Origin of the sequence: Streptomyces luteogriseus (assembly GCF_014205055.1) — a bacterium.
Taxonomy (GTDB): domain Bacteria; phylum Actinomycetota; class Actinomycetes; order Streptomycetales; family Streptomycetaceae; genus Streptomyces; species Streptomyces luteogriseus.
In genome coordinates, this window is sequence record NZ_JACHMS010000001.1 from 4,232,821 (window position 1) to 4,258,733 (window position 25,913).

At 71.1% G+C, this 25,913-nt stretch carries 24 protein-coding genes and 2 pseudogenes; 14 read left to right on the forward strand and 12 right to left on the reverse strand.

From position 1 onward, the window contains the following. Window positions 1-62: 62 nt before the first annotated feature. Complete coding sequence (locus tag BJ965_RS18545) at window positions 63-791, forward strand: TetR/AcrR family transcriptional regulator C-terminal domain-containing protein (protein ID WP_184909690.1); 729 nt, start codon at window positions 63-65, stop codon at window positions 789-791. 40 nt (window positions 792-831) lie between these two features. On the opposite strand, the gene BJ965_RS18550 is transcribed toward BJ965_RS18545, so the two are convergent. Then, complete coding sequence (locus BJ965_RS18550; RefSeq protein WP_030846788.1) at window positions 832-1,296, reverse strand: SseB family protein; 465 nt, start codon at window positions 1,294-1,296, stop codon at window positions 832-834. A gap of 122 nt (window positions 1,297-1,418) precedes the next feature. On the opposite strand from BJ965_RS18550, the gene BJ965_RS18555 reads away from it, so the two are divergent. The 4 genes from BJ965_RS18555 (at window position 1,419) to BJ965_RS18570 (ending at window position 5,904) form a co-directional block, all read left to right on the forward strand. Beyond that, window positions 1,419-2,225 carry an intradiol ring-cleavage dioxygenase gene (locus tag BJ965_RS18555; protein ID WP_184909691.1) on the forward strand — a complete coding sequence of 269 codons (807 nt, stop codon included), beginning with the start codon at window positions 1,419-1,421 and terminating at the stop codon, window positions 2,223-2,225. Window positions 2,226-2,359: 134 nt separating this feature from the next. Next, the gene (locus tag BJ965_RS18560; protein ID WP_184909692.1) at window positions 2,360-4,186 is read left to right on the forward strand and encodes an acyl-CoA dehydrogenase; all 1,827 of its coding nucleotides are present in this window, start codon (window positions 2,360-2,362) and stop codon (window positions 4,184-4,186) included. Window positions 4,187-4,262: 76 nt separating this feature from the next. Beyond that, window positions 4,263-5,561, forward strand: coding sequence for a M18 family aminopeptidase (locus BJ965_RS18565; protein ID WP_184909693.1), 1,299 nt, complete (start codon window positions 4,263-4,265; stop codon window positions 5,559-5,561). An 88-nt stretch (window positions 5,562-5,649) separates the two neighbouring features. Then, window positions 5,650-5,904, forward strand: coding sequence for a DUF6458 family protein (locus BJ965_RS18570; protein ID WP_030846811.1), 255 nt, complete (start codon window positions 5,650-5,652; stop codon window positions 5,902-5,904). Window positions 5,905-5,916: 12 nt separating this feature from the next. On the opposite strand, the pseudogene BJ965_RS18575 reads toward BJ965_RS18570, so the two are convergent. Further along, a pseudogene (locus BJ965_RS18575) lies at window positions 5,917-6,120 on the reverse strand (alkyl hydroperoxide reductase); the annotation flags it as partial. Between the two features lie 2 nt (window positions 6,121-6,122). Between BJ965_RS18575 and BJ965_RS18580 the strand changes: the two are divergent. Both BJ965_RS18580 and BJ965_RS18585 read left to right on the forward strand, forming a co-directional pair. After that, window positions 6,123-6,523 (forward strand): annotated as a pseudogene (locus tag BJ965_RS18580) (helix-turn-helix domain-containing protein); the annotation flags it as partial. Beyond that, the gene (locus tag BJ965_RS18585) at window positions 6,520-7,011 is read left to right on the forward strand and encodes an LURP-one-related/scramblase family protein (RefSeq protein WP_031104342.1); all 492 of its coding nucleotides are present in this window, start codon (window positions 6,520-6,522) and stop codon (window positions 7,009-7,011) included. The pseudogene BJ965_RS18580 and the gene BJ965_RS18585, both read left to right, overlap by 4 nt. A gap of 9 nt (window positions 7,012-7,020) precedes the next feature. Here BJ965_RS18585 and BJ965_RS18590 read toward each other — a convergent pair whose 3' ends face one another. Further along, a complete protein-coding gene (locus BJ965_RS18590) occupies window positions 7,021-7,818 on the reverse strand; it encodes a carbon-nitrogen family hydrolase (RefSeq protein ID WP_184909694.1) in 798 nt (265 codons plus the stop codon). 182 nt (window positions 7,819-8,000) lie between these two features. Here BJ965_RS18590 and BJ965_RS18595 point away from each other — a divergent pair, with 182 nt between their 5' ends. Both BJ965_RS18595 and BJ965_RS18600 read left to right on the forward strand, forming a co-directional pair. Next, window positions 8,001-8,825, forward strand: a complete 825-nt coding sequence (locus tag BJ965_RS18595) for a maleylpyruvate isomerase family mycothiol-dependent enzyme (RefSeq protein ID WP_184909695.1) — start codon at window positions 8,001-8,003, stop codon at window positions 8,823-8,825. Window positions 8,826-9,124: 299 nt separating this feature from the next. After that, window positions 9,125-9,862, forward strand: a complete 738-nt coding sequence (locus BJ965_RS18600) for an SAM-dependent methyltransferase (RefSeq protein ID WP_184909696.1) — start codon at window positions 9,125-9,127, stop codon at window positions 9,860-9,862. A 6-nt stretch (window positions 9,863-9,868) separates the two neighbouring features. Here BJ965_RS18600 and BJ965_RS18605 read toward each other — a convergent pair whose 3' ends face one another. Further along, the gene (locus BJ965_RS18605; RefSeq protein WP_184909697.1) at window positions 9,869-11,164 is read right to left on the reverse strand and encodes an MFS transporter; all 1,296 of its coding nucleotides are present in this window, start codon (window positions 11,162-11,164) and stop codon (window positions 9,869-9,871) included. Next, the gene (locus tag BJ965_RS18610; RefSeq protein WP_184909698.1) at window positions 11,161-11,811 is read right to left on the reverse strand and encodes a GntR family transcriptional regulator; all 651 of its coding nucleotides are present in this window, start codon (window positions 11,809-11,811) and stop codon (window positions 11,161-11,163) included. The genes BJ965_RS18605 and BJ965_RS18610 overlap by 4 nt, the downstream gene beginning before the upstream one ends. Before the next feature lie 208 nt (window positions 11,812-12,019). Here BJ965_RS18610 and BJ965_RS18615 point away from each other — a divergent pair, with 208 nt between their 5' ends. Continuing rightward, window positions 12,020-12,919, forward strand: a complete 900-nt coding sequence (locus BJ965_RS18615; protein WP_184909699.1) for a D-alanyl-D-alanine carboxypeptidase family protein — start codon at window positions 12,020-12,022, stop codon at window positions 12,917-12,919. A 199-nt stretch (window positions 12,920-13,118) separates the two neighbouring features. On the opposite strand, the gene BJ965_RS18620 is transcribed toward BJ965_RS18615, so the two are convergent. The 4 genes from BJ965_RS18620 to BJ965_RS18635 all read right to left on the reverse strand — a co-directional run bounded on the left by BJ965_RS18620 (window position 13,119) and on the right by BJ965_RS18635 (window position 18,760). Next, the gene (locus BJ965_RS18620; RefSeq protein ID WP_184917304.1) at window positions 13,119-14,555 is read right to left on the reverse strand and encodes a dihydrolipoamide acetyltransferase family protein; all 1,437 of its coding nucleotides are present in this window, start codon (window positions 14,553-14,555) and stop codon (window positions 13,119-13,121) included. A 19-nt stretch (window positions 14,556-14,574) separates the two neighbouring features. After that, a complete protein-coding gene (locus tag BJ965_RS18625; protein WP_184909700.1) occupies window positions 14,575-15,552 on the reverse strand; it encodes an alpha-ketoacid dehydrogenase subunit beta in 978 nt (325 codons plus the stop codon). Between the two features lies 1 nt (window position 15,553). After that, a complete protein-coding gene (pdhA, locus tag BJ965_RS18630) occupies window positions 15,554-16,744 on the reverse strand; it encodes a pyruvate dehydrogenase (acetyl-transferring) E1 component subunit alpha (protein WP_030846844.1) in 1,191 nt (396 codons plus the stop codon). Window positions 16,745-17,170: 426 nt separating this feature from the next. After that, a complete protein-coding gene (locus tag BJ965_RS18635) occupies window positions 17,171-18,760 on the reverse strand; it encodes a protein kinase domain-containing protein (RefSeq protein ID WP_184909701.1) in 1,590 nt (529 codons plus the stop codon). A gap of 347 nt (window positions 18,761-19,107) precedes the next feature. On the opposite strand from BJ965_RS18635, the gene BJ965_RS18640 reads away from it, so the two are divergent. Next, the gene (locus BJ965_RS18640; protein WP_184909702.1) at window positions 19,108-20,754 is read left to right on the forward strand and encodes a protein kinase domain-containing protein; all 1,647 of its coding nucleotides are present in this window, start codon (window positions 19,108-19,110) and stop codon (window positions 20,752-20,754) included. A 72-nt stretch (window positions 20,755-20,826) separates the two neighbouring features. Here the strand turns inward: BJ965_RS18640 and BJ965_RS18645 are convergent, their stop codons facing one another. Then, window positions 20,827-21,369 (reverse strand): bacterial proteasome activator family protein, encoded by a 543-nt coding sequence (locus BJ965_RS18645; protein WP_030846853.1) that lies wholly within the window; start codon window positions 21,367-21,369, stop codon window positions 20,827-20,829. Window positions 21,370-21,454: 85 nt separating this feature from the next. Next, on the reverse strand, window positions 21,455-22,024 hold the full coding sequence (locus BJ965_RS18650; RefSeq protein ID WP_184909703.1) for a PadR family transcriptional regulator: 570 nt from the start codon (window positions 22,022-22,024) through the stop codon (window positions 21,455-21,457). Between the two features lie 422 nt (window positions 22,025-22,446). Between BJ965_RS18650 and BJ965_RS39935 the strand changes: the two genes are divergently transcribed. After that, on the forward strand, window positions 22,447-22,758 hold the full coding sequence (locus BJ965_RS39935) for a hypothetical protein (RefSeq protein WP_221513156.1): 312 nt from the start codon (window positions 22,447-22,449) through the stop codon (window positions 22,756-22,758). Between the two features lie 79 nt (window positions 22,759-22,837). Here the strand turns inward: BJ965_RS39935 and BJ965_RS18660 are convergent, their stop codons facing one another. Continuing rightward, on the reverse strand, window positions 22,838-23,827 hold the full coding sequence (locus tag BJ965_RS18660; protein ID WP_184909705.1) for an NAD(P)H-quinone oxidoreductase: 990 nt from the start codon (window positions 23,825-23,827) through the stop codon (window positions 22,838-22,840). A 172-nt stretch (window positions 23,828-23,999) separates the two neighbouring features. On the opposite strand from BJ965_RS18660, the gene BJ965_RS18665 reads away from it, so the two are divergent. Further along, entirely contained in the window at window positions 24,000-25,019 is a 1,020-nt protein-coding gene (locus BJ965_RS18665; protein WP_184909706.1) for an ATP-binding cassette domain-containing protein, read from the forward strand. Then, window positions 25,016-25,864: an ABC transporter permease gene (locus BJ965_RS18670; protein ID WP_184909707.1), complete on the forward strand. Its 849-nt coding sequence runs from the start codon at window positions 25,016-25,018 to the stop codon at window positions 25,862-25,864. Before BJ965_RS18665 ends, BJ965_RS18670 begins: the two co-directional genes overlap by 4 nt. Window positions 25,865-25,913: the final 49 nt, after the last annotated feature.

Consider the following 25,913-nt stretch of genomic DNA (forward strand, 5'->3'; position numbering starts at 1 on the left):
TGAGTTCTGTACGCTGATTGCGCACGCTGTTCGCACGAAGAGGTCCAACAGGAGGAACCCGGATGAGCACGAAGGACAAGAACCCCATCCCGTCCGTATGGACCCGCGAGCAGCGCCGGACCGACCAGCCCGCGCTCAGCCGGGACGCGATCGTGCGCGAGGCGATCGCGATGCTCGACGCCGAGGGCATCGAGGCGCTCAGCATGCGCAAGCTCGGCGCCCGCCTGAACGCCGGCGCGACCTCGCTGTACCGGCACGTCGCCACGAAGGACGAGCTGATGGAGCTCGCCGTGGACGAGGTCGCCGCCGAGATCCACGTCCCGCCGGCCGGAGGACTCGACTGGCGCGCGGCCGTCACCGAGGCGGCCGGATCCTTCCGCACGACCGCGCTACGGCACCCCTGGCTGACGCTGGTCCTGGGGCAGGCCGGACTCGCCTACCTCGGACCGAACTACATGACCTTCTCGGAGCGGCTGGCGGCCCTGTTCACCGCCGCGGGATTCCCGGAGCCGAGCCGGGCCATCGACGCCGTCTTCTCGTACGTCATCGGCATGAGCACGACCGAGGCCGCGTGGCTCACCACGGTCGCCCGCTCCGGCGAGAGCGAGGCGGAGTTCGTGGCCCGCCTGCTGCCCGCGGCCCAGCAGGCCTCGGCCGGCTACGACCACCTTGCGGCCGCCGGTCCCGAGACCTCCGCGCAGGCCTCCGACCCCGCGAAGCTGCGCGACGACAAGTTCGCCTACGGCCTCGAGGTCGTCCTGGACGGCCTGGCGCTGCGCCTGCCGCGATAGGGAGGGCGGGCGTCAGCCGCCGTCTGCGCAGCGATGGCGTCTAGCCATACATCCGGCGCATCGCGAACTCGACCATCTGCTCCACGGCCTTGGCGTCGAACACCATGCGGTGCTCGCCCTCCATGTCGAGGACGAAGCCGTAGCCGGTCGGCAGCAGGTCCAGCACCTCGGCACCCGTGATCACGAAGTACTTGGACTCCTTGCCCGCGTACCGGCGCAGCTCCTTGAGCGTGCTGAACATCGGGATCACCGGCTGCTGGGTGTTGTGCAGGGCCAGGAAGCCGGGGTTGTCGCCGCGCGGGCAGTAGACCTTCGACGTGGCGAAGACCTGCTGGAAGTCCTCGGCGGCCATCTGCCCGGTGGTGAAGGCGCGCACCGCGTCCGTGAGGGAGGGCGGGGACGGCTCGGGGTACAGCGGCGGCTGCTGCCCGTACCCGCCGGACATCGGCTGCTGCGGAGGGGCGTACTGCCCTTGCGGGCCCGCTGTCTGGTCGTAGCCGTACATGAGCGCAAGCGTACCGAGCGCGGACGGGCCGGTCTGCCGGTTCGCCGGTCCCGCCAGACCGACAGCGAGTCGACAGCGTCCGCTCTGTGGATCGCGGCGGCCGCGGCTCGTAGCGTCGTGTCATGAACGAACGCGACGACGAGGGCCTGCCCGAGCACGGCGGGGGCCTCGCCCACGACCTCCCCGTCCTCGCCCGCCGGCGGATGATCCGGCTGATGGCGGGCGCGGGCCTGGTCCCGCTGGTGGGCTGCACACCCACGGGGGAGACATCGGCGGCGCCCTCCGCCTCGTCCGCGGGGTGCGCGGAGATCCCCGAGGAGACGGCCGGCCCCTTCCCCGGCGACGGCTCGAACGGTGTGAACGTCCTGAAGGAGAGCGGGGTCGTCCGCAGCGACATCACCCGCAGCTTCGGCGACTCCGCGGGCGGCACGGCCGACGGCGTCCCGCTGACGATCACGCTCACGGTGGTGGACGCGGCCTCCGGCTGCGGGACGCCGAAGCGGGGTGCCGCCGTCTACGTCTGGCACTGCGACCGGGAGGGCGCCTACTCCCTCTACTCCGAGGGCGTCACCGGCGAGAACTACCTGCGGGGCGTGCAGGAGACGGACGACGAGGGCCGGGTCACCTTCCGGAGCGTCTTCCCCGGTTGCTACCCGGGCCGCTGGCCGCACGTCCACTTCGAGGTCTACGGCAGCCTGGCCGACGCCACCGCGGCCACGTCGATCACGAACACCTCGCAGCTCGCCTTCCCGAAGGACGTCTGCGACACCGTCTACGCCACGGACGGCTACGGCGCGAGCGTGCGGAACCTCGGCGGCGTCTCCCTGGAGGACGACGGGGTCTTCGGCGACGGCCACGACCATCAGCTGGCGGCGATGACGGGGAGTACGGGGGACGGCTACACCGCGGCACTGACCGTTCCGGTGTGACCTGTCACAGATGACGGATCGGGGTTGCTTCTTATTACCGACGGGTAGCATCATCCTAGCTACTTGTTGGTACGTGAACTAGCGCGAGGATCCAGTGCCTCGCCGATCTCTCTACGGAGCCGGGAGCCGTCACCATGGGGCACTACAAGTCGAATCTCCGCGACATCGAGTTCAACCTCTTCGAGGTACTCGGGCGCGACAAGGTGTACGGCACCGGTCCGTTCGAGGAGATGGACGTCGAGACCGCGAAGAGCATCCTTGAGGAGATGACCCGCCTCTCGGAGAACGATCTGGCGGAGTCCTTCGTCGACGCCGACCGCAACCCGCCGGTCTTCGACCCGGAGACCAACACCGCGCCGGTCCCCGCGTCCTTCAAGAAGAGCTACCAGGCCTTCATGGACTCCGAGTACTGGCGCCTCGGCCTGCCCGAGGAGATCGGCGGCACCACCTCGCCCCGCTCCCTGATCTGGGCCTACGCCGAGCTGATCCTGGGCGCCAACCCGGCCGTGTGGATGTACTCCTCGGGCCCGGCGTTCGCCGGCATCCTCTTCGAGGAGGGCAACGAGGTCCAGAAGCACATAGCCAAGTTCGCCACCGAGAAGCAGTGGGGCTCCACGATGGTGCTCACCGAGCCCGACGCGGGCTCCGACGTGGGCGCCGGCCGCACCAAGGCCGTGCAGCAGGAGGACGGCTCCTGGCACATCGAGGGCGTGAAGCGCTTCATCACGTCCGGTGAGCACGACATGTCGGAGAACATCCTCCACTACGTGCTGGCCCGCCCCGAGGGCGCCGGCCCCGGCACCAAGGGCCTGTCCCTGTTCCTCGTCCCGAAGTACCTCTTCGACTTCGAGACCGGCGAGCTGGGCGAGCGCAACGGCGTCTACGCCACGAACGTCGAGCACAAGATGGGCCTGAAGGCCTCCAACACCTGCGAGATGACCTTCGGCGACCAGCACCCCGCCAAGGGCTGGCTGATCGGCGACAAGCACGACGGCATCCGCCAGATGTTCCGCATCATCGAGTTCGCCCGCATGATGGTCGGCACGAAGGCGATCTCCACGCTCTCCACGGGCTACCTGAACGCGCTGGAGTACGCCAAGGAGCGCGTCCAGGGCCCCGACCTGGCGAACTTCATGGACAAGACCGCGCCCAAGGTCACCGTCACCCACCACCCCGACGTGCGCCGCTCGCTCATGACGCAGAAGGCGTACGCGGAGGGCATGCGCGCCCTGGTGATGTACACCGCCTCGATCCAGGACGCCATCCAGATCAAGGAGGCCGCGGGCGAGGACGCCGCCACCGAGCACGCGCTGAACGACCTGCTCCTGCCCATCGTCAAGGGCTACGGCTCCGAGAAGGGCTATGAGCAGCTCGCCCAGTCGCTGCAGACCTTCGGCGGCTCCGGCTTCCTCCAGGAGTACCCGATCGAGCAGTACATCCGGGACTCCAAGATCGACACCCTCTACGAGGGCACCACGGCGATCCAGGGCCAGGACTTCTTCTTCCGCAAGATCGTCCGCAACCAGGGCGCCGCGCTGAACTCCCTCGCCGAGGACATCAAGAAGTTCCTCGCCCTCGGCACGGGCGGCGAGGAGCTGGCCGGTGCCCGCGAGCACCTCGCCAAGGCCGCCGTCGAGCTGGAGGCCATCGTCGGCCTGATGCTCACCGACCTCGCCGCCACCGAGCAGGACGTCAAGAACATCTACAAGGTGGGCCTCAACACCACCCGCCTGCTGATGGCCTCCGGTGACGTCGTCGTCGGCTACCTGCTGCTCAAGGGCGCCTCCATCGCCGCCGAGAAGCTCGAGACGGCCTCCGCCAAGGACAAGGCCTTCTACACCGGCAAGATCGCCGCCGCGAAGTTCTTCGCCGCGAACGTCCTGCCGGGCGTCACCTTGGCCCGCAAGGTCGCCGAGGGCGTCGAGCTGGACCTGATGGAGCTGGACGAGGCCGCGTTCTAGATCCCTCACGTCCTCTGTTCGAGGGCCTGTTCCCCTACGCCGGGAACGGGCCCTCGTCCGTCGTTAAGGTGAACCCATGACCGAACCAGCCCGCTTCGACCGCGGCCACACCGACGACCTCATGACCTTCCTGGCGGCGAGCCCCACGCCGTACCACGCCGTGGCCACCGCCGCCGAGCGACTGGAGAAGGCCGGCTTCAGGCAGGTCGCCGAGACGGACGCGTGGGACGGGACCAGCGGCGGCAAGTACGTGCTGCGCGGCGGCGCGATCGTCGCCTGGTACGTGCCGGAGGGCGCCGCACCCCACACACCGTTCCGGATCGTCGGCGCCCACACCGACTCCCCCAACCTGCGCGTCAAGCCGCTCCCCGACACCGGGGCGCACGGCTGGCGCCAGGTGGCCGTGGAGATCTACGGCGGACCGCTGCTCAACTCCTGGCTGGACCGCGATCTCGGCCTCGCGGGCCGGCTGACCCTGCGCGACGGCTCGACGCGCCTGGTGAACGTGGACCGGCCGCTGCTGCGCGTCCCGCAGCTCGCCATCCACCTGGACCGCTCGGTCACCGCCGACGGCCTCAAGCTCGACAAGCAGCGGCACATGCAGCCGGTCTGGGGCCTCGGCCGCGACGTCCGCGACGGCGACCTGATCGCCTTCCTGGAGGAGACGGCCGGCATCCCCGCGGGCGAGGTCACCGGCTGGGACCTGATGACGCACTCCGTGGAACCGCCCGCCTACCTGGGCCGCGACCGCGAACTGCTGGCCGGGCCGCGCATGGACAACCTCCTGTCGGTGCACGCCGGCACCGCCGCCCTCGCGGCCGTCGCCTCCTCCTCGTCGCAGCCGGCCTCCATCCCGGTCCTGGCCGCCTTCGACCACGAGGAGAACGGTTCCCAGTCCGACACCGGCGCGGACGGACCGCTCCTCGGCACCGTGCTGGAACGCTCGGTCTACGCCCGCGGCGGCTCCTTCGAGGACCGGGCCCGCGCCTTCGCCGGCACGATCTGCCTGTCCTCCGACACGGGCCACGCGGTCCACCCCAACTACGCGGAGCGGCACGACCCGACGCACCACCCGCGCGTCAACGGCGGCCCGATCCTCAAGGTCAACGTCAACAACCGCTACGCCACGGACGGTTCGGGCCGGGCGGAGTTCACGGCGGCCTGCGAGGCGGCCGACGTGCCCTTCCAGTCGTTCGTCTCCAACAACTCCATGCCCTGCGGCACCACGATCGGCCCGATCACCGCCGCGCGACACGGCATCAAGACGGTCGACATCGGCGTGGCCATCCTGTCGATGCACAGCGTGCGCGAACTGTGCGGCGCCGACGACCCGTTCCTGCTCGCGAACGCGCTGACGGCGTTCCTGGAGAGGTAGAACGGGTCGTCACCGCATGGGTGTTCGCCTCGGGGGTACCCGGTGTTCCGGGACCGGAACGACCGGACCGTACAGGGAGGCGACACACATGGGCCTCGGCGGATGCATCATCCTCATCGCCGTGGGAGCCATCCTCACGTTCGCGACCGACTGGGACATGCAGGGGGTCAACCTCGACCTCGTCGGCATCATCCTGATGATCGTCGGACTGATCGGCGTCACCACGTTCAGCAGCATCGCCAGGCGCCGGCGCGTGGTGGTGCCCCCGACGACGCCCGGTGTCGTCGAGGACCCGGCGGTCCACCACCGCCGCGACGGCTACAGCGACGGATACGGGGTATGACGTCCGAGGTTCTCAGGCGTCCATCCCGGCCAGCACCAGCGGAAGCCGGCCCGTACCCGCCTCGGTGAGACGGACGGGTACGCCCCAGTCCTGCTGATGGACATGGCAGGCCGGGTACTCGTTGTCCGGGTCGTCGTCACAGGAGGCGGCGATCGCGGACACATGCAGCACGCCCTCCGGTACGGCGGGGTCGACTTCGAGGGCGCGGGAGAGATCCCGCGCACCGGGACGGCGGGCAGCGGCAGTTCGTGGTGCGGCCCATGCCGGAGGTCCGGGACGAGTCGCTGGCCCCGCTGCTGGCGTGGGCGCAGGAGCGGCTGGGCGAGCCGCTGACCGTGGCGGAGCTGGCCGCACGCGCGCGTGTCAGCCCCGCAACGCTGCACCGCCGCTTCCGCGCCCAGCTCGGGACGACCCCGCTCGCGTGGCTCGTCGGGGAGCGCGTGGCGCTGGCCTGCCGGCTGATCGAGCGGGGCGAGGAACGGCTGGACGTGGTGGCGGCCCGCAGCGGACTCGGTACGGCAGCCAACCTGCGCAGCGCCTGCGGCGGGCGACCGGGCTCAGCCCGTCGGCCTACAGGCGGCGTTTCGGACCCGGACGCGGGGAAGCCCTGGTCTCATGAGATTCCTCGTGTACGACCGGCTCCTCGGCTTCGGTGACGACTACTGGATCGAGGACGACCGCGGCAGCAAGGTGTTCCTCGTCGACGGCAAGGCCCTGCGGCTGCGGGACACCTGGGAGCTGAAGGACACCCAGGGGCGCGTCCTCGTCGACATCCACCAGAAGATGCTCGCTCTGCGCGACACCATGGTGCTCCAGCGGAGCGGTGAGCCGCTGGCGACGATCCGCCGCAAGCGGCTGTCGCTGCTGCGCAACCACTACCGGGTGTCCCTCGCCGACGGCAACGAGCTGGACGTCAGCGGCAAGATCCTCGACCGGGAGTTCGCCGTCGAGTACGACGGGGAGCTGCTGGCGGTGATCTCCCGGCGGTGGCTGACCGTCCGGGACACCTACGGTGTGGACGTCGTCCGCGAGGACGCTGATCCGGCACTGCTGATCGCGGTGGCCGTGTGCGTGATCCACCTGGCGGAGAAGGAACGGGAGGACTGAGAGCGCCGGTCAGGGCCTGCGAGGCGGCTGGAGGCCCAGCATCCGGTCCTTCAGCGCCGGGAACTGCTCCCGGGTCGTCGCGACCTTCCCCGGGTCGAACTCCACCGTAAGGACCTCCTCGTCGGCGCCGGCCCGGGCCAGCACCTCGCCCCAGGGGTCGACCACGATCGAGTGACCGGCCTGCGGAACTCCCGCGTGCGTCCCGGCCGTTCCACATGCGACGACGAACGCCTGGTTCTCGACCGCCCGCGCCTGGGCCAGCAGCGTCCAGTGGGACCGGCGGCGCTCCGGCCAGCCCGCCGAGACCACGAGCGTCTCGGCACCGGCGTCGACGAGACCGCGGAAGAGCTCGGGGAAACGGAGGTCGTAGCAGGTGGACAGGCCCAGGGTCGTCTCGGGCAGACGCACCGTCACCAGTTCCGTGCCCGCGCCCATCAGCACGGCCTCGCCCTTGTCGAAGCCGAAGCGGTGGATCTTGCGGTAGGCGGCGGCCAGATCGCCGGAGGGGGAGAAGACGAGGGAGGTGTTGTAGAGCGGCCCGTCGGGGTCTCGCTCCGGGACGGAACCGGCGTGCAGCCACACGCCCGCGTCGCTGGCGGCCTTCGCCATCGCCTCGTACGTCGGCCCCTCGAGCGGCTCGGCCTCGCGCCCGAACGCCTCGTAGGCGAAGGCACCCGTGGTCCACAGCTCCGGCAGGACGACGAGATCGGACCCGGCCTGCTCACGGACCATCGCCGCCACGCGTCGGCGGCGCGCTTCGACCGATTCGTCCTCGTTCACGGCGATCTGGATCACAGAGGCGCGCACACTACCACCGTCCTGGCATTCGAGCCGTCCACTCGGGCCTACGATCGTCACACGAAAGCACTGCCGGGGTGCCTCACAGCAGCGTAACTTAGCTCGCAAGACGCCCACCGACAGCCGCCACCTCCCACTGGCAACGCCGCCACCACCTGCCCGTGCAACGAACCGCCGAGGGGTCCCGTTCCGTGAGTCTGCATTCCACCCTCCAGCCCTACGCCGACGCCTGGACCCACTCCGTCGAAGCGATATCCGAGCTGGTCCAGCCGCTCGCGGAGGCCGAATGGAACCGGCGGACGCCGTGCCCGGGGTGGTCGGTGCGGGACGTGGTCTCCCATGTCATCGGCCTGGACTGCGAGATGCTCGGCGACCCGCGGCCCATCCACAGCCTCCCGCGCGACCTCTTCCACGTCACCAACGAGCACCAGCGCTACATGGAGATGCAGGTCGACGTCCGCCGCCACCACACGGCGCCGGAGATGACCTCCGAGCTCGAGTACGTGATCATCCGCCGCAACCGGCAGCTGCGCAACGAGTCGCGTGACCCGGGCACGAAGGTACGCGGGCCGCTCGGCAGCGAGCTCACCCTGGAAGAGTCGATGCGGCGGCACGCGTTCGACGTGTGGGTGCACGAGCAGGACCTGCGCACGGCCCTCGGCCGACCCGGCAACCTCGACTCCCCCGGCGCGCTGGTCGCCCGTGACGTGCTGCTCGGCGAACTCCCGCGCGTGGTGGCCGAGGACGCGCAGGCGCCGCGCAGTTCGGCGATCGTCTTCGACGTGCACGGGCCCGTGGAGTTCCTGCGCACGATCCGCGTCGACATCCAGGGCCGCGGCACCCTGGAAACGGCCCCCGCCCTCGGCCCCGCCGCGACCCTCACGCTCGACTGGGAGACGTACGTCCGCCTGGCCTGCGGCCGCGTGACGCCGGAGTCGGTGTCCGACCGGCTGAAGACGGAGGGCGACCCGGAACTGACGGCGGCGATCCTGAGGAACTTCACGGTGACGCAGTAGGGACGCCCCGGCCGGCCGCGAGCACGCGCGCGGCCCCAGCCGCGGGCAGGCGCAGCCGCCAGGCCGCAGACACGCCCCGCCCAGCCGCGGGCTTGCGCGCCACCCCGCCGCAGGCACGCCCCGCCGCGAGCACACGCAACCACCCCGCCGCAGGCACGCGTGCCGCCAGGGGTGGCGGCCGGCCCAACGGGAGCGGCACCCCGTGCCGCCGGGCTGCGGACCCACCCGGCCCCAACACCGACCCCCGGGGCCCGAAAACCCCGTGCCGCCGCCCCACCTCGGCCCCTACCGTCCTGGTCATGACCACACCACCCCACCGCACCCGCCTCACCTTCCACGGCCCGCTGTCCGAGGCCCGGGCGGACGCCCTCGTCCAACGCCTCACCCGCCACCGCCCCACCACGGTCCTGGACATCGGCTGCGGTTCGGGCGAGCTGATGCTCCGCGTCCTGGCCGCCGCCCCGGATGCGAACGGCACCGGCATCGACCTGGACACCGACGATCTGGCGCGGGGGCGGAAGGCCGCCGCGGACCGCGGACTGGCGTCCCGGGCCCGCTTCCTGGAGGAGTCCGCCACCGGCACCACCCGGGGCCCCGCCGACCTCGTCCTGTGCGTGGGGTCGAGCCAGGCCCTCGGCGGCCGGCTCCCCGAGGCGCTCGGGGAACTCCGCCGCCTGGTCACCGACCACGGCCGCGTGCTGCTCGGCGAGGGCTTCTGGCAGCGCACACCGAGCCCCGACGAGCTGTCCCGCATGTGGCCCGACGCGGCGGTCACCGACCACCACGACCTCACGACGCTCATCGGCCTGGCGATCGAGGCCGGGTTCAGGCCGGAGTGGACGGAGACCGCGAGCCTCGACGAGTGGGAGGAGTTCGAGTCGGGGTACCTCGCGGACACCGAGGTATGGCTCGCCGAGCACCCCCGTCACCCCTTGGCGGAGGAGACACGGCAGCGCGTCGACCGGCACCGAGCCCGGTGGCTCACCTACCGCGGCATCCTCGGCCTCGCGTACCTCACCCTCGTACCGACCGTCTGACGGACGTCACGCGGGGACGTGCACCGTCTCCACCCTGCTGGCCACCAGCCTCTCCCGCTCGCGCCGTGCCGCCTGCCTGCGCAGCCGCAGGATCTGGGAGACGCCGGCCGCCTGGAGGACGAACACCACCGAGAAGGCCAGGGAGTAGTCGTCGCCGGTGGCGTCCAGGAGCACACCGATCGCGAACAGCGTGGTCATGGAGGCGACGAAGCCGCCCATGTTGGTGATGCCGGAGGCGGTGCCCTGGCGTTCGGGCGGGTTGGCCGGGCGGGCGAAGTCGAAGCCGATCATCGACGCGGGTCCGCAGGCCCCGAGCACCGTGCACAGCACGATCAGCAGCCACATCGGGGCGTGCCGGCCCGGGTAGGCGAGGGTCGCCGCCCACAGGGCCGCCGTCGTGCCGACCGTGCCGAGCGCGAGCGGCAGCCGCGCCCCGTGGTGCCGGGCGACGATCTGGCCGTAGACCAGGCCCACCACCATGTTCGACAGGACGACGAGGGTGAGGAGTTCACCGGCCACCGCCCGGGACAGCCCCTGTGCCTCGACGAGGAACGGCAGGCCCCACAGCAGCAGGAACACCATCGCCGGGAACTGGGTGGTGAAGTGCACCCAGAGGCCGAGCCGCGTCCCGGGCTCCCGCCAGGAGGCGGCGATCTGCCGCCGTACGTAGGCCGCGCCCTGGTGCGGGAGCGGCTCGGGCTCGTGGCCCTCCGGGTGGTCCTTGAGGAACAGCAGCACCAGGACGAGCACCACGGCACCGGCCGCCGCGCTGCCGGCGAACGCCGCCGTCCAGCCGATGCCGTGCAGCAGCCGGGCCAGGACGAGCGTGGAGACCAGGTTGCCCGCCATGCCGACCAGTCCCGCGAACTGGGCGACCAGCGGCCCGCGGCGGGCCGGGAACCAGCGGCTGCCGAGACGCAGCACGCTGATGAACGTGAGGGCGTCACCGCAGCCGAGCAGCGCCCGGGAGGCGAGGGCCGTGCCGTACGAGGGGGAGAAGGCGAAGCCCAGCTGCCCGGCCGTGAACAGCACCGCGCCGAGCGCCAGCACCTTCTTGGTGCCGAGCCGGTCGACCAGCAGGCCGACGGGGATCTGCATGCCCGCGTAGACCAGCAGCTGGAGGATGGAGAAGGTGGACAGGGCGGAGGCGTTCACGTGGAAGCGGTCGGCGGCGTCGAGGCCGGCCACGCCCAGGGACGTGCGGAAGATGACCGCGACGAAGTAGACGGAGACGCCCGTGCCCCAGACGGCCAGGGCCCGGCGGCCGCCGGGCGGGTCGCCGGGTATCGCGACGGCGCTCATCGGACCTCCCCCCGGGCCAGATGCGAGAACCAGCCGATGTGCCGGTGGACGAGGCCGACGGCCGTCTCCGCGTCGTTCGAGCGCAGCGCTTCGAGGATCTCCTCGTGCTCGGCGAGGGTCTTGGCGATGCGGTCCGGGTGGGAGTGCATGACGGCGACGCCCATCCGCAGCTGGCGGTCGCGCAGCTGGTCGTAGAGGCGGGAGAGGATCTCGTTGCCGCCGCTGCGGACGATCTCGGCGTGGAAGCAGCGGTCGGTGACGGCGGCACCGGCGAAGTCCCCGGCGGCGGCCTGCTTCTTCTGCCGGGCCAGCAGCTCCTCGAGGCGCTCGATGAGCCCGGCGGGCGCGGGTACGGCCTTGCGCGCCGCGTGCTCCTCGACGAGCAGCCGCGTCTCGACGACGTCGGCGATCTCCTGCGCGGAGACGGGCAGGACGAGGGCGCCCTTCTTCGGGTAGAGCCGGATCAGCCCCTCGGCCTCCAGCCGGAGCAGCGCCTCGCGGACCGGTGTGCGGGAGACTCCCACGGCTTCGGCGAGCTCGCCCTCGGTGAGAAGGGTCCCGCCCTCGTAGCGACGCTCCAGGACGCCCTGTTTGACATGGGCGTAGACGCGGTCGGCGGCGGGCGGTTGCTTCACGGCCAAGGTCATGCCGACAGCATAGATACAACAGGTACGCATGAGGAGATACGTCCAGTATGCGGACTTGCATGTCACACATCTGTGGCAAAGCGGGGGTCCGGCTCGGCAACAGCACAACCACGTGTGCTAGTTACGAGTCAGACACGTGCGGCCCCTTTCCCCTCGTCCTCAACTCGGCCGCACCGTTGGGGCATTCGACGTAATCGGGGTACTTCACTTGATAACCGGCATTAAGGGCACTCGTCTCCGCAGAGCTGCGGCCGTCGCCGTCACCACCGGCGCCATGCTCGCGACCGGCGCCCTCACCGTCGCGCCGGCGCAGGCCGCCTCGGCGCCCTCCATCGCCGCCAAGGGCGGCTACGTGATGAACAACGCGACCGGCAAGTCGCTTTACACCAAGGCGGCCGACACGCGCCGCTCGACCGGCTCGACCACCAAGATCATGACCGCCCTGGTGGTGCTGAAGCAGTCGAACCTGAACATGGACAGCAAGGTCACGATCCAGAAGGCGTACAGCGACTACATCGTCGACAACAACTACGCGTCCAACGCGAAGCTGATCGTCGGCGACAAGGTCACCGTCCGCCAGCTGCTGTACGGGCTGATGCTGCCGTCCGGCTGTGACGCCGCGTACGCGCTCGCCGACAAGTTCGGCTCGGGCTCGACGCGCTCGGCCCGCGTGAAGTCGTTCATCGGCAAAATGAACACCACCGCCAAGAACCTGGGTCTGAAGAACACCCACTTCGACTCGTTCGACGGCATCGGCCACGGCGCCAACTACTCCACGCCGCGCGACCTGACCAAGCTCGCCAGCGCCGCGATGAAGAACACCACGTTCCGCACGGTCGTCAAGACGAAGAAGTACACGGCGAAGACGACCACCAAGTCCGGCGGCACGCGGACGATGGCGCCGTGGGAGAACACCAACCCGCTGCTCAGCAGCTACAGCGGCGCGATCGGTGTGAAGACCGGTTCCGGCCCGGAGGCGAAGTACTGCCTGGTCTTCGCCGCCACCCGCAGCGGCAAGACGGTCATCGGCACGGTCCTCGCCTCGACCGGCCTGGACGCCCGCAAGTCGGACGCCACGAAGCTGCTCAACTACGGCTTCAGCAGGTAGGACGACACCAGCAGGACGGTCAAGGGGGCTCCACCGCACACTGCGGCGGAGCCCCCCTCGTCATGCTGCGGACCTCCGATGGTCATACAGCTCGGGAGGGTTCGCGGAGACTCTTGTGCGCCCCGGCGTACCGCCGGTTCATCCCGGACAGACGCCGGCGGCCCCCCGCCCCGAGGGGCAGGGGGCCGCCGCAGTCGGCTCACGCCCAGGTGATCAGGCGCTTCGGCTGCTCCAGGATCGCCGCCACGTCGGCCAGGACCTTCGAGCCCAGCTCGCCGTCGACCAGGCGGTGGTCGAACGACAGGGCCAGGGTGGTGACCTGACGGGGCTTCACCTTGCCCTTGTGGACCCAGGGCTGCGGCTTGATCGCTCCGACCGCGAGGATCGCGGACTCGCCCGGGTTGAGGATCGGCGTGCCCGTGTCGACGCCGAAGACGCCGACGTTGGTGATCGTCACCGTGCCGCCCTGCATCGCCGCCGGGGAGGTCTTGCCGTCCCTGGCCGTCGACACCAGCTCGCCCAGCGACTCGGCCAGCTGCGGCAGCGTCTTGGCGTGCGCGTCCTTGATGTTCGGCACGATCAGACCGCGCGGGGTCGCCGCCGCGATGCCCAGGTTCACGTAGTGCTTGACCACGATCTCCTGGGCGGCCTCGTCCCAGGACGCGTTGACGTCCGGGTTACGGCGGATCGCGACCAGCAGCGCCTTGGCGATCAGCAGCAGGGGGTTCACGCGCAGGCCCGCGAACTCCTTGTCCGCCTTCAGCTCCTCGACCAGTTTCATCGTGCGCGTGACGTCGACCGTCACGAACTCGGTGACATGCGGCGCGGTGAACGCCGAGCCGACCATCGCGGCCGCCGTCGCCTTGCGGACACCCTTGACCGGGATCCGGGTCTCGCGCGTGGTGTCGTACGAGGCCGGGGTCGTCCGCTCCGCGGCCGGGGCGGACGCGACCGACGGCTCGGGGGCCGCCGGGACGGCGGCGGCGACCGCCGCGTGCACGTCCTCGCGGGTGATGATGCCGTCCGGGCCGGTCGGGACCACCGTCGTCAGGTCGACGCCCAGGTCCTTGGCCAGCTTGCGGACGGGGGGCTTGGCCAGCGGGCGGTCCGTGCCGGCCGGGGCGGCCGGAGCCTGCGGGGCGGGCGCGGCCGGGGCCGTCGGCGCGTGGCCGTTCAGCTCCGTCTGGATCGCCGTCGAGGCCTGCTGGACCGGGACCTCCGGACCCTTGCGGGGGCGGCGGCGGGTGGACGAGGTCGCCACCCCGTAGCCCACCAAGACCGGCTGGCGCCCCGACCCCGCGGCCTTGGGCTCCTCGGCGGGAGCTGCCGCCGCGGGCTGCGCGGCGGCCGGCTGAGCGGTTGCGGGAGCGGGTGCGGCGCTGCCGCCGCCCACGTCCACCGCGATGATCGCCGTGCCCACGTCGACCGTGGTGCCCTCGGGGAAGTGCAGATCCCGGACCACACCGTCGTACGGGATGGGCAGCTCGACGGCCGCCTTCGCCGTCTCGACCTCGCAGACCACTTGGCCGTCGGTGACCGTGTCACCGGGCTGGACGTACCACTTGAGGATCTCGGCCTCGGTGAGTCCCTCGCCCACGTCGGGCATCTTGAACTCGCGCACGGACGCTTCCGTCATCGTCGTCACGACCCTCTCCTCAGTACGCCAGCGAGCGGTCGACGGCGTCCAGTACCCGGTCCAGGTTCGGCAGGTACTCCTCCTCCAGGCGGGCCGGCGGGTACGGCGCGTGGTAGCCGCCGACCCGGAGCACCGGGGCCTCCAGGTGGTAGAAGCAGCGCTCCGTGATCCGGGCGGCGATCTCCGCGCCCGACCCGAAGAACACCGGGGCCTCGTGGACGACGACCAGGCGGCGCGTCTTCTCCACCGAGGCCTGGATCGAGTCGAAGTCGAGCGGGGAGACCGAGCGCAGGTCCAGGATCTCCAGGTTCTTGCCCTCCTCGGCGGCGGCGTCGGCCACCTCCTGGCAGAGCTTCACCATCGGGCCGTAGGCGGCCAGGGTCAGGTCGGTGCCCTCGCGGACCACCTGGGCCTTGTGCAGCGGGCCCGGGATCGCCTCCGCGTTGACCTCGCCCTTGTCCCAGTAGCGGCGCTTGGGCTCGAAGAAGATCACCGGGTCGTCGCTCTGGATGGCCTGCTGCATCATCCAGTACGCGTCCGACGCGTTCGACGGGCTGACCACCTTCAGGCCCGCCACGTGCGCGAAGAGCGACTCGGGCGACTCGGAGTGGTGCTCCACCGCGCCGATGCCGCCGCCGTAGGGGATGCGCACGACGACCGGGAGCTTGACCTTGCCCAGCGAGCGGGCGTGCATCTTCGCGAGCTGCGTGACGATCTGGTCGTACGCCGGGAAGACGAAGCCGTCGAACTGGATCTCCACCACCGGACGGTAGCCGCGCAGGGCCAGGCCGATCGCCGTGCCGACGATGCCCGACTCGGCGAGCGGGGTGTCGATGACGCGGCTCTCGCCGAAGTCCTTCTGCAGGCCGTCCGTGACCCGGAAGACGCCGCCGAGCTTGCCGACGTCCTCGCCCATGATCAGGACCTTGGGGTCGGATTCCAGGGCGCGGCGCAGCGACTCGTTGATCGCCTTGGCCAGTGCCATCTTGTCGGCCATCTCAGTTACCCCCCTCATCGGCGAAGGACGCCTGGTACGCGGCGAACTGGGCGCGCTCCTCGTCGACGAGCGCGTGCCCGTCCGCGTAGGCGTTCTCGAAGATCGCGAAGTGGTCCGGGTCCGGCATGGCACGGACCGCCTCGCGCACTCGTTTGCCCAACGCCTCGGACTCGGCCTCCAGTTCCGCGAAGAATCCCTCGTCCGCGTGGTTCGAGGCCTCCAGGTAGCGGCGAAGGCGCAGGATCGGGTCCTTCGCCTCCCAGGCCTGGCGCTCCTCGTCGCCCCGGTAGCGGGTCGGGTCGTCGGAGGTGGTGTGGGCGCCCATGCGGTAGGTGAACGCCTCGACGAGGGTCGGGCCCTCGCCGCCGCGGGCCCGCTCCAGGGCCCAGCGGGTGACCGCGAGGACGCCGAGCACGTCGTTGCCGTCGACCCGGACGCCCGGGAAGCCGAAGCCCTGGGCGCGCTGGTAGATCGGCACGCGGGACTGCTTCTCGGTCGGCTCGGAGATGGCCCACTGGTTGTTCTGGCAGAAGAACACGACCGGGGCGTTGTAGACCGCGGAGAAGGTGAAGGACTCGGCCACGTCGCCCTGGCTGGATGCGCCGTCGCCGAAGTACGCGATCACCGCACTGTCGGCGCCGTCCTTGGCGACGCCCATGGCGTAGCCGGTGGCGTGCAGCGTCTGGGAGCCGATGACGATCGTGTACAGCTGGAAGTTGTTGCTGTTGGGGTCCCAGCCGCCGTTGTTCACACCGCGGAACATCCCCAGCAGGTTGGCGGGGTCGACGCCGCGGCACCAGGCCACGCCGTGCTCGCGGTAGGTCGGGAAGACGTAGTCGTCCTCGCGGGTGGCCCGGCCGGACCCGATCTGGGCGGCCTCCTGGCCGAGCAGCGACGCCCACAGGCCCAGCTCGCCCTGGCGCTGCAGGGAGGTGGCCTCGGCGTCGAAGCGGCGGGTGAGCACCATGTCGCGGTAGAGGCCGCGGAGCTCTTCCGGAGTGATGCCGGCGACGTACTTGTCGTACTCGGCGTTCTTGACGCGCTTGCCCTCGGGCGTCAGCAGCTGCACGAGCTGGGGCTCGGTGCCGGCGTCCTTCTTGGCGGTCGTGCGGGTGCGCTTGGTGCCGGTGGTGCCGGCCTTGCTTCCGGCGCTGCGTCGCGGTGTGCGAGCGGCAGTGCTCTCCACGGTCACGTGTGCTCCTCCGTCGGTCCGGGCCACGGGGTTGCCGGTAGGCCTGGGGGTCCCCCCTGCTCTTTTGAGCCGGGGGGAGCGGCTCACCTGTTCTCGACCACCGGGACACGGGGTGGGTGCCACTCAGCCGGGAACAGGCGTGACAGGTGCCCCGGCGAGCGCCCTGCAGAAAGCACGTTACCCAGTGCGCCACATTTCTGTGAAACCCCTCCTGACCTGCGATTTTGCTTGGATATCCAAGTAAATCGGGAAGGCGTGGAAGGGGCCCTGGTCACAGCCTTGCAGGAGGCCGGAGCAACCGCACGTTAACCCGGTGACCCAGGTCACGGGAAGAGTCCACTTTTCGGCGCGCCCAAAACGGCACGCGCGCGCGGGCCCCGTTCCCGGGCCCCACGCGCGCGTGGATCATGCCTGTGAGCTGCTGGGTCAGCCTTCGCCGCCGCCCGCTCCTCCGACGACGCCTTCCGTGGTGCCGCCGTCGGCGCCACCCGTGTCGTCCGGCGGCGTCTGCGGGTCCGAGGGCTCCGGGTCCGTGGGCTCGTCGGTCGGCGCCTCGGTGGTCGGCTCGTTCGACGGCTGGCCGGTGGGCGACGCGGGAGCGCTCTGCGACTGGGTGTAGGAGGGGGTGTAGGACGGCGTCCAGTTGCCGTTTCCGTTGCCCGTACCGGTGCCGTCGTCGGTGTTCGTCTCGGTCGGCTCGCCGGTGTCGTCGTCGCTCGGCGTCTCGCTGGGCGTCTTCTTCTCGGTCGTCTGCGAGGTGGTGGGCGACTGCTTCTTGCTCGGGTCGTCCTTGCCGCCGCCGGTGTTCTGCAGGGCCAGCGCGACGCCCGCGGCCACGGCGATCACCGCGAGCACGGCGAGGATCCACAGCTTGCCGCGGCCGCTGCCCTTGTTGCCGTGGCCCTCGAAGCCGCCGTCGTCCCCGTTGCCGTAGCCGCCGGGGAGGATCGGCGAGGGGATCTGCGTGGTGCCGGAGGCGTCCCCGGGGTGGCCCATCACGGCCGTGCCGGCGAAGCCGCCCGAGGGGGTGTGCCGGCCGTCGTGCATGTCGACCGGCCCGGTGTTCCAGGTGCCGGTGTGGCCGCCCTGGTCGTAGAGCATCTGGAGCGCGTACTGGACCAGCCCGCGCATCTCCTCGGCCGTCTGGAAGCGGTCGTCGGGGTCCTTGGCGAGGGAGCGCATGACCAGCCCGTCCAGCTCCGGCGGGCAGGCGTCGGAGGCCTCGGACGGGGGGGTCGGGATGTCCTGGACGTGCTGGTAGACCACGGACAGCGGGGTCTCGCCGGTGAACGGCGGGCGCAGCGAGAGGAGTTCGTAGAGCAGGCAGCCCGTCGCGTACAGGTCGGAGCGGTGGTCGACGGCCTTGCCGAGCGCCTGCTCGGGGGAGAGGTACTGCGGGGTGCCCATGACCATGCCGGTCTGCGTCATCGTGGTGGACGCGCCGTGCAGGGCGCGGGCGATGCCGAAGTCCATCACCTTCACGGCGCCGTTGTGCGTGATGATGACGTTGGCGGGCTTGATGTCGCGGTGCACGATGCCGTGCTGGTGCGAGTAGGCGAGCGCCTCCAGGACGCCCGAGACGATGATCAGCGCCTGCTCGGGGCCGGGGGCCTCCGCGTTCAGCAGCAGGTCGCGGATGGTGCGGCCCTCGACGATCTCCATGACGATGTACGGCACGGACTGGCCGCCGACGAAGTCCTCGCCGGAGTCGTACACGGCGACGATCGCGTGGTGGTTGAGACCGGCCACCGACTGGGCCTCGCGCGTGAAGCGCGCCTTGGACACCGGGTCCTCGGCGAGGTCGGAGCGGAGCAGCTTGACCGCGACGGTGCGTCCGAGACGGACGTCCTCGGCTGCGAACACCTCGGCCATGCCGCCCCGGCCGAGTCTGCGGGTCAGCCGGTACCGGCCGTCCCCGACCAACCCGCCGTTACCCCAGAGCTCCGGCGCGTCCGACATGCCGCCGCCAGACGCCTCGGGGTCGGACGGGCCCTGAGCGGCCTGCTGCTGTGCCATCAGTCCTCGCCGTCGTTTCTGCCCGCGGTGCGCGCGGTGTTGTTACGGTCTCCGTCGGCCACGCTACAGCCTCCGCGCAAGCCTCCGGTCCGAGAAGGGGCACCGGGACCGGCACGAGACGGACCGGCCATGAAACCTTCACTCCTTACTGTCGTGCAAATTCCGTGTGCCGGCCGTACGCCCCCTGTAACGCTTCCGCGACGCTTCTTTCGCGTACGGTCACGGAACGGGCACCGAGCTTGACGTGTCGGTGCCCTGGGGCAGACTTGGCCGGGAATGGCGGTTTGGATCAACGACGGATCAGCGACAGTCGGCGGCGCCTGCAGGGGCTACGGGGGACAGGGAACATGAGCCAGGACGGCGCACAGGGCCAGTACACGGGGCGGGCGCTCGCCAGTGGCCGCTATCAGTTGCGCGACCTCCTCGGCCAGGGCGGCATGGCCTCGGTGCACCTCGCGTACGACAGCGTGCTCGACCGGCAGGTCGCCATCAAGACACTTCACACGGATCTCGGCCGGGAACAGGCCTTCCGCGAGCGGTTCCGCCGCGAGGCCCAGTCCGTGGCCAAGCTCACGCACACCAACATCGTGTCGGTCTTCGACACCGGCGAGGACACCCTCGACGGCATGACGACGCCGTACATCGTCATGGAGTACGTCGAGGGCCGCCCGCTCGGCTCGGTCCTCGACGAGGACGTGCGGCAGCAGGGCGCGATGCCCGCCGACAAGGCTCTGAAGATCACGGCGGACGTGCTGGCCGCGCTGGAGATCAGCCACGAGATGGGCCTGGTCCACCGCGATATCAAGCCGGGCAACGTGATGATGACCAAGCGCGCCGTGGTCAAGGTCATGGACTTCGGCATCGCCCGCGCCATGCAGTCCGGTGTGACGTCGATGACGCAGACCGGCATGGTCGTCGGCACCCCGCAGTACCTCTCACCGGAGCAGGCCCTCGGCCGCGGTGTGGACGCCCGCTCCGACCTGTACTCGGTCGGCATCATGCTGTTCCAACTGGTGACCGGGCGGCTGCCGTTCGAGGCGGACTCGCCGCTGGCCATCGCGTACGCGCACGTGCAGGAGGCGCCGCCGGTTCCGTCCTCGATCAACCGCGCGCTGCCCCCGGCCGTGGACGCGCTGATCGCCCGTGCGCTGAAGAAGAACCCGAACGAGCGTTTCCCCAGCGCCGAGGCCATGCGCGACGAGTGCCTGCGGGTGGCGGCGTCCTTCAACGCCGCGCCGCCGAGCATCGTCCCGGGCACCCAGGCCCCGAGCGGCGCGGGGGTCGGCTCGGCCGTGTTCCCGCCGGTCGACCAGGCGACCCCGGCGCCGTCGGGCCAGGTCCAGACGCCGTACCAGCCGACCCCGCCCCCGAACCCGTACGGCACCCCCGCCCCGACGGGGCCGTCCCCGGCGTACGGCTATCCGCAGCAGGGCGGTTACCAGACGCCGTCCCCGGGGGCGTACTCCCCGCAGCCCGGCCCGTCGACGCCGCCGCCGTACAACCTGACGCCCCAGACCCCGGTGGCCCCCTCGGGCGGCGGCAGGAACAACAAGCCGGTGATCATCGGCTCGATCATCGTGTCGGTCGTCGCCGTCGGCGGTCTCGTCACCGCGCTGCTGCTGAACGGCGGCAGCGAGGACGACAAGGGGGGCGGCGGCAGCAGCGCGAGCGCGTCGGCCTCGGCGGAGAAGAAGCCCGGCTACCGCGGTCCGGACACCACGAAGACGATCGACACCGAGGAGTGCACCGAGCCGCGGGAGTCGTACAACGACCCCGACAAGATCAAGATCCCGAACTTCAAGTTCGCGAACATCGAGTCGGTCAAGGCCTGTCTGCAGGCGGCCGGCTGGCGACTGAACGAGAAGAACGTCGACGAGAACACCTACGGCGAGGGCACGGTCATGAACCAGTTCCCGTCCGCCGACACCGACGTCGACCCGAAGGACATGCCCGAGATCGAGCTCAGCGTCTCGACGGGCAACCCGCCCTCCTGAGGTAACCCCTGGCACGGAAGGGGCCCGGCAGCTTCGGCTGCCGGGCCCTTCGGTCTGTGGGGTCAGGGGCGTCTACAGGTAGGGGCCTCCGGACCGGCCGCCCGGCTGGTGCTGCTCGTCGAGGCCGTCGCCGACGCCCGGCGGGAGGGCACGGCGCATCTGCTCCAGCTGGGCGCGGGCCGCCATCTGCTGGGCGAACAGCGTCGTCTGGATCCCGTGGAAGAGCCCCTCCAGCCATCCCACCAGCTGGGCCTGCGCGATGCGCAGCTCCGAGTCGCTGGGGGTCGCCTCGTCCGTGAAGGGCAAGGAGAGCCGCTCCAGCTCCTCGACCAGCTCGGGCGCCAGACCGTCCTCCAGCTCCTTCACCGAGCTGGCGTGGATGTCCTTCAGCCGCACCCGGCTGGCCTCGTCCAGGGGAGCCGCGCGCACTTCCTCCAGCAGCTGCTTGATCATGCTGCCGATGCGCATGACCTTCGCGGGCTGCTCCACCTGTTCCGTGACCGGGGTCTCGCGGGAGTCCTCGTCTCCGCTGCCGCCACCGAGCGCCATGCCGTCCTGGCCCACGACCAGGATCTGCGGGTTCTCCGGCGACCTTTCGTTCCTCGGCATCTCCATGCCGCCATTCTCTCGCACGCCTGCACCTCACCTCCGTGGTGCCCCCCGGCGAGGCTGATCCACCACGCCGGAGGAGACGAGTCGGTCAGGCTCCGGGTTGCTCCGGTCCGGGCGGTTCCTCCTCGCGGGTGAAACGGAGCAGGCGGGCCTCGCAGTGGTCCAGCCAGCGGACCTCGGCCTCGTCCTGGAAGACGAGCCGCTCCAGGACGAGCAGCCGGGCCATCTCCTCGGGGTGCTCCGGCGCGCGGGCCAGGGCCTCGGCACGCTGCCGCACATGGTCGTGCAGTGCCCGCGCCGCGTGCCGCCGCTGTGTCTCGATGACCTCCCGCACGTCGACGCCGACCGCGCCGAGCGCCATCACCAGCTTGATCGCCGGCTCGTCGCGCGGCGGGGCGGCCGGTGCGACGGGGCGGTCGTACCAGGCGCGCAGCTCGGCCCGGCCGGCCTCGGTGAGCGCGTACAGCGTGTGTCCGGCGGCGTCGACGTCGCTCTGTGCGACCATGCCGTCCCGTTCCAGGCGCCCGAGCGTCGTGTAGACCTGCCCGATGTTCAGCGGCCAGGTGCCACCGGTGCGGGCCTCGAAGTCGGTGCGCAGGCGGGAGCCGTAGCGGGGGCCGGCCGCCAGGAGGGCCAGCAGCCCGTGACGTATCGACATAACCGGATTGTGCAGCGATTCCGCCCGTCGGCCGAACCCGGAGTGCCGGACGCCGGGGGCGGTGTGAGGCTGATTGCCTCGACATGACCGAACTTGCCGCTTCTGCCCTGCCGGGCACGCGGCGGGAGGGGGTCACCCCCGTGACTCCATGGCTACGCGCACTGCGGACGGCGGGACTGGTGCTCGCCCTGGGGGCCGGTGCGGTCGTCTCACCCTACGGATCCGTCCCGTCCTACGGAGCTGCCCTCGTGTACGACGAGGAAGGGGCGGCGGAGGAGGCAACGGGACCCGGGCCCGCCGCTGCCCGGACGCCCGGATCCGCACCATCGGCCTCATCGCGCCCGGCGGCCCCGTCGTCCCGGTCCGCTTCCTCGCCCCTGGCGGCCCCCTCCGCCCGGGCGGCTTCGTCGACCCCGTCCGCGGTGGCGGCTGCTTCCGCCGCCGGCGAGCCCTCGCGGGCCGGGAGCAGGGCCGGGGAGGGCCGGGCGCGGCCGGGGCGGCCGGAGGACGCCGGGGAGGGGCCGGGCGTCGCGGACGTCACTGCCTTCCCCGAGGAGCCGCGGGAGACCGTCCCGGAGCCCTCCGCCCCTGCCGAGCAGCCCGTCCGGGAGGCGGCGGCAGCCGAGCGCCCCGCCGGCCAGGTCCTGCGCATCCTGCCCCTGGGCAGCGGCCTGGTCCTGATCGGCCTGGGCCTGGGCCTGGCCTTCGTCGCGCTGCGGCTGCGGCGGGTATAGGGGGCCCACCGCTGTCGTGGGCTGCCACGGGCCCGCCGCACCCCGGCCGGAACGGAGTGCGGCGGGCCCGGCGAGGGGGTCAGGCGCTCTGCGGGGCGATCAGCAGGACCTTGCCGACGTGGCCGCTCTCCTCCACCACACGGTGCGCGGCGGCGGCGTCCGGCATCGGGAGTTCGCGGTCGACGACCGGGCGCAGGTGGCCGCCGGTGAACAGCGGCCAGACATGTTCGCGGACGGCGGCGACGATGGCCGCCTTCTCCTCCAGGGGCCGGGCGCGCAGGGACGTCGCGCTGATGGCGGCGCGCTTGGCCAGCAGGGCGCCGATGTTCAGCTCACCCTTCACACCGCCCTGCATGCCGATGATCGCGAGCCGGCCGTTGACGGCCAGGGCCCTGACGTTGCGCTCCAGGTACTTGGCGCCCATGTTGTCGAGGATGACATCGGCCCCGGCGCCGTCCGTCGCCTTCCTGACCTCCTCGACGAAGTCCTGCTCGCGGTAGTTGACCAGGATGTCGGCGCCCAGCTCGGCGCACCGCTGGAGCTTCTCCTTCGTACCGGCCGTCACGGCCACCCGTGCACCGACGGCCTTGGCCAGCTGGATGGCCATGGTGCCGATGCCGCTGGAGCCGCCGTGCACGAGGAGCGTCTCGCCGGGCCGCAGGTGGGCGACCATGAAGACGTTCGACCAGACGGTGCAGGCCACCTCGGGCAGCGCCGCGGCCTGCGTCAGGGCGACCCCGTCGGGCACGGGCAGCAGCTGCCCGGCCGGCACGGCCACCTTCTCGGCGTAGCCGCCGCCGGAGAGCAGCGCGCACACCTCGTCGCCGACGTTCCAGCCCGAGACGCCGGTGCCGATCCCGGCGATCCGCCCGGAGCACTCCAGACCGGGGTAGGGGGACGCGCCGGGCGGGGGTTCGTAGAAGCCCTGCCGCTGCAGGATGTCGGCCCGGTTGACGGCACCGGCCGCCACCTCGACCAGGACCTCGCCCTCGCCGGGCACGGGGTCCGGGACCTCGTCCCAGACCAGCGCCTCGGGCCCACCGGGTTCGGGAATCGTGATCGCATGCATGCAGGGGACGGTACCCCTCCGTCCCCGGACGGAGTCCCCTCCGCCCCCCGGATCCCCCGGCCCCTGCGCCGTCGGTCCGGTCCCGGCGAAATCCCGTGTGCGGGACCGATGAGTTTGCGCGACGGTATAGGTCTCCCCATGCGTAGCCCACGTACGCGGAAGGACCCGAAGCATGAGCACGCAGACGTCCGGCCTGGCGATCGAGACCGCGGGCCTGGTGAAGACCTTCGGCGAGACGAGGGCCGTCGACGGAGTCGACCTGTCCGTGCCCGCGGGCACGGTCTACGGCGTCCTCGGCCCGAACGGCGCCGGCAAGACCACCACCGTGAAAATGCTCGCCACGCTTCTGCGGCCGGACGGCGGCGAGGCGCATGTCTTCGGTCACGACATCGTCCGCGAGGCGGACGAGGTGCGCGGCCGGGTGAGCCTCACCGGCCAGTACGCGTCGGTGGACGAGGACCTCACCGGCACCGAGAACCTGGTCCTGCTGGGCCGGCTGCTCGGACACCACAAGAAGGCCGCCCGCGAGCGCGCCGCCCAGCTCCTGGAGGCCTTCGGCCTGACGGAGGCCGCCGCGAAGCAGGTCAAGCACTACTCGGGTGGCATGCGGCGCCGTATCGACATCGCAGCGTCCATCCTGAACACCCCCGACCTGCTGTTCCTCGACGAGCCGACCACCGGCCTCGACCCGCGCAGCCGCAACCAGGTCTGGGAGATCGTGCGGGCCGTGGTCGCCCAGGGCACCACCGTGCTGCTGACCACGCAGTATCTGGACGAGGCCGACCAGCTGGCGTCCCGGATCGCCGTCATCGACCGCGGCAGGGTGATCGCCGAGGGCACCAAGGGCGAACTGAAGTCGTCCGTCGGGGCCGGGTCCGTGCATCTGCGGCTGCGGGACCCCGACCAGCGCGCCCTCGCCGCAGATCTGCTGCGCCGCGCCCTCGACGCACAGGTGCAGCCGGAGCCCGACCCGGTGGCCCTCACCGCCCGTCTCGGTGCGGCGGCGAGCGACGACTCCGCGGCCGGGCAGGCCTCCCGCGCCTTGGGCGAGCTGGCCCGCGCCGGGATCACCGTCGACAACTTCTCGCTGGGTCAGCCCAGCCTGGACGAGGTGTTCCTCGCCCTCACCGGGCACGACACGCACGACTCCCCCGACCGCTCCGACGACCCGAAGGACGAGGTGGCGGCATGAGCACCGCGACGACCACCGAGAGCAAAGAGCTCGCCCCGGTCAGCGCCGAGTCGCTCGCCGCCCTGCTCGTGACCAAGGAGCGGCCGCCGCGGCCCAGTGCGTGGTCGGCCTCGATGACCTTCGGCTGGCGGGCCGTCCTCAAGATCAAGCACGTGCCGGAGCAGCTCTTCGACGTCACGGCGTTCCCGATCATGATGGTGCTGATGTACACGTACCTGTTCGGCGGGGCGCTGGCCGGCTCGCCGAAGGAGTACATCCAGTTCCTGCTGCCGGGCATCCTCGTGATGTCGGTCGTGATGATCACGATGTACACGGGTGTCTCCGTGAACACCGACATCGAGAAGGGCGTCTTCGACCGGTTCCGCACCCTGCCGATCTGGCGGCCGTCGACGATGGTCGGCTATCTGCTCGGTGACGCCCTGCGGTACACGATCGCGTCGATCGTGATGCTCACCGTCGGCATGATCCTCGGCTACCGGCCGGACGGCGGGGTCGCCGGTGTGCTCGCCGGGATCGCCCTGCTGGTGGCCTTCTCGTTCGCCTTCTCGTGGATCTGGACGATGTTCGGGCTGATGCTGCGCACCGAGAAGTCGGTGATGGGCGTCAGCATGATGGTGATCTTCCCGCTCACGTTCCTGTCCAACGTGTTCGTGGACCCGAAGACCATGCCGGGCTGGCTGCAGGCGTTCGTGAACAACAGCCCCATCACCCATCTGGCGTCGGCGGTGCGCGGTCTGATGGGCGGCGACTGGCCGGCCGACGAGGTCGCCTGGTCGCTGGGCTGGGCGGCGCTGTTCGTGCTGGTCTTCGGGCCGGTCACGATGCGGCTGTACAACCGGAAGTAGCCCGGGAGCTCCCGCGGTTTCGGCCGGCCGTCGCGCACCGTTCGGTGCG

Coding starts and splice junctions, on each gene's coding strand:
- BJ965_RS18545 (WP_184909690.1), top strand. CDS start 63: ATGAGCACGAAGGACAAGAACCCCATCCCGTCCGTATGGACCCGCGAG.
- BJ965_RS18550 (WP_030846788.1), bottom strand. CDS start 1,296: ATGTACGGCTACGACCAGACAGCGGGCCCGCAAGGGCAGTACGCCCCT.
- BJ965_RS18555 (WP_184909691.1), top strand. CDS start 1,419: ATGAACGAACGCGACGACGAGGGCCTGCCCGAGCACGGCGGGGGCCTC.
- BJ965_RS18560 (WP_184909692.1), top strand. CDS start 2,360: ATGGGGCACTACAAGTCGAATCTCCGCGACATCGAGTTCAACCTCTTC.
- BJ965_RS18565 (WP_184909693.1), top strand. CDS start 4,263: ATGACCGAACCAGCCCGCTTCGACCGCGGCCACACCGACGACCTCATG.
- BJ965_RS18570 (WP_030846811.1), top strand. CDS start 5,650: ATGGGCCTCGGCGGATGCATCATCCTCATCGCCGTGGGAGCCATCCTC.
- BJ965_RS18585 (WP_031104342.1), top strand. CDS start 6,520: ATGAGATTCCTCGTGTACGACCGGCTCCTCGGCTTCGGTGACGACTAC.
- BJ965_RS18600 (WP_184909696.1), top strand. CDS start 9,125: ATGACCACACCACCCCACCGCACCCGCCTCACCTTCCACGGCCCGCTG.
- BJ965_RS18605 (WP_184909697.1), bottom strand. CDS start 11,164: ATGAGCGCCGTCGCGATACCCGGCGACCCGCCCGGCGGCCGCCGGGCC.
- BJ965_RS18610 (WP_184909698.1), bottom strand. CDS start 11,811: ATGACCTTGGCCGTGAAGCAACCGCCCGCCGCCGACCGCGTCTACGCC.
- BJ965_RS18620 (WP_184917304.1), bottom strand. CDS start 14,555: ATGACGGAAGCGTCCGTGCGCGAGTTCAAGATGCCCGACGTGGGCGAG.
- BJ965_RS18625 (WP_184909700.1), bottom strand. CDS start 15,552: ATGGCCGACAAGATGGCACTGGCCAAGGCGATCAACGAGTCGCTGCGC.
- BJ965_RS18635 (WP_184909701.1), bottom strand. CDS start 18,760: ATGGCACAGCAGCAGGCCGCTCAGGGCCCGTCCGACCCCGAGGCGTCT.
- BJ965_RS18640 (WP_184909702.1), top strand. CDS start 19,108: ATGAGCCAGGACGGCGCACAGGGCCAGTACACGGGGCGGGCGCTCGCC.
- BJ965_RS18645 (WP_030846853.1), bottom strand. CDS start 21,369: ATGGAGATGCCGAGGAACGAAAGGTCGCCGGAGAACCCGCAGATCCTG.
- BJ965_RS18650 (WP_184909703.1), bottom strand. CDS start 22,024: ATGTCGATACGTCACGGGCTGCTGGCCCTCCTGGCGGCCGGCCCCCGC.
- BJ965_RS18660 (WP_184909705.1), bottom strand. CDS start 23,827: ATGCATGCGATCACGATTCCCGAACCCGGTGGGCCCGAGGCGCTGGTC.
- BJ965_RS18665 (WP_184909706.1), top strand. CDS start 24,000: ATGAGCACGCAGACGTCCGGCCTGGCGATCGAGACCGCGGGCCTGGTG.
- BJ965_RS18670 (WP_184909707.1), top strand. CDS start 25,016: ATGAGCACCGCGACGACCACCGAGAGCAAAGAGCTCGCCCCGGTCAGC.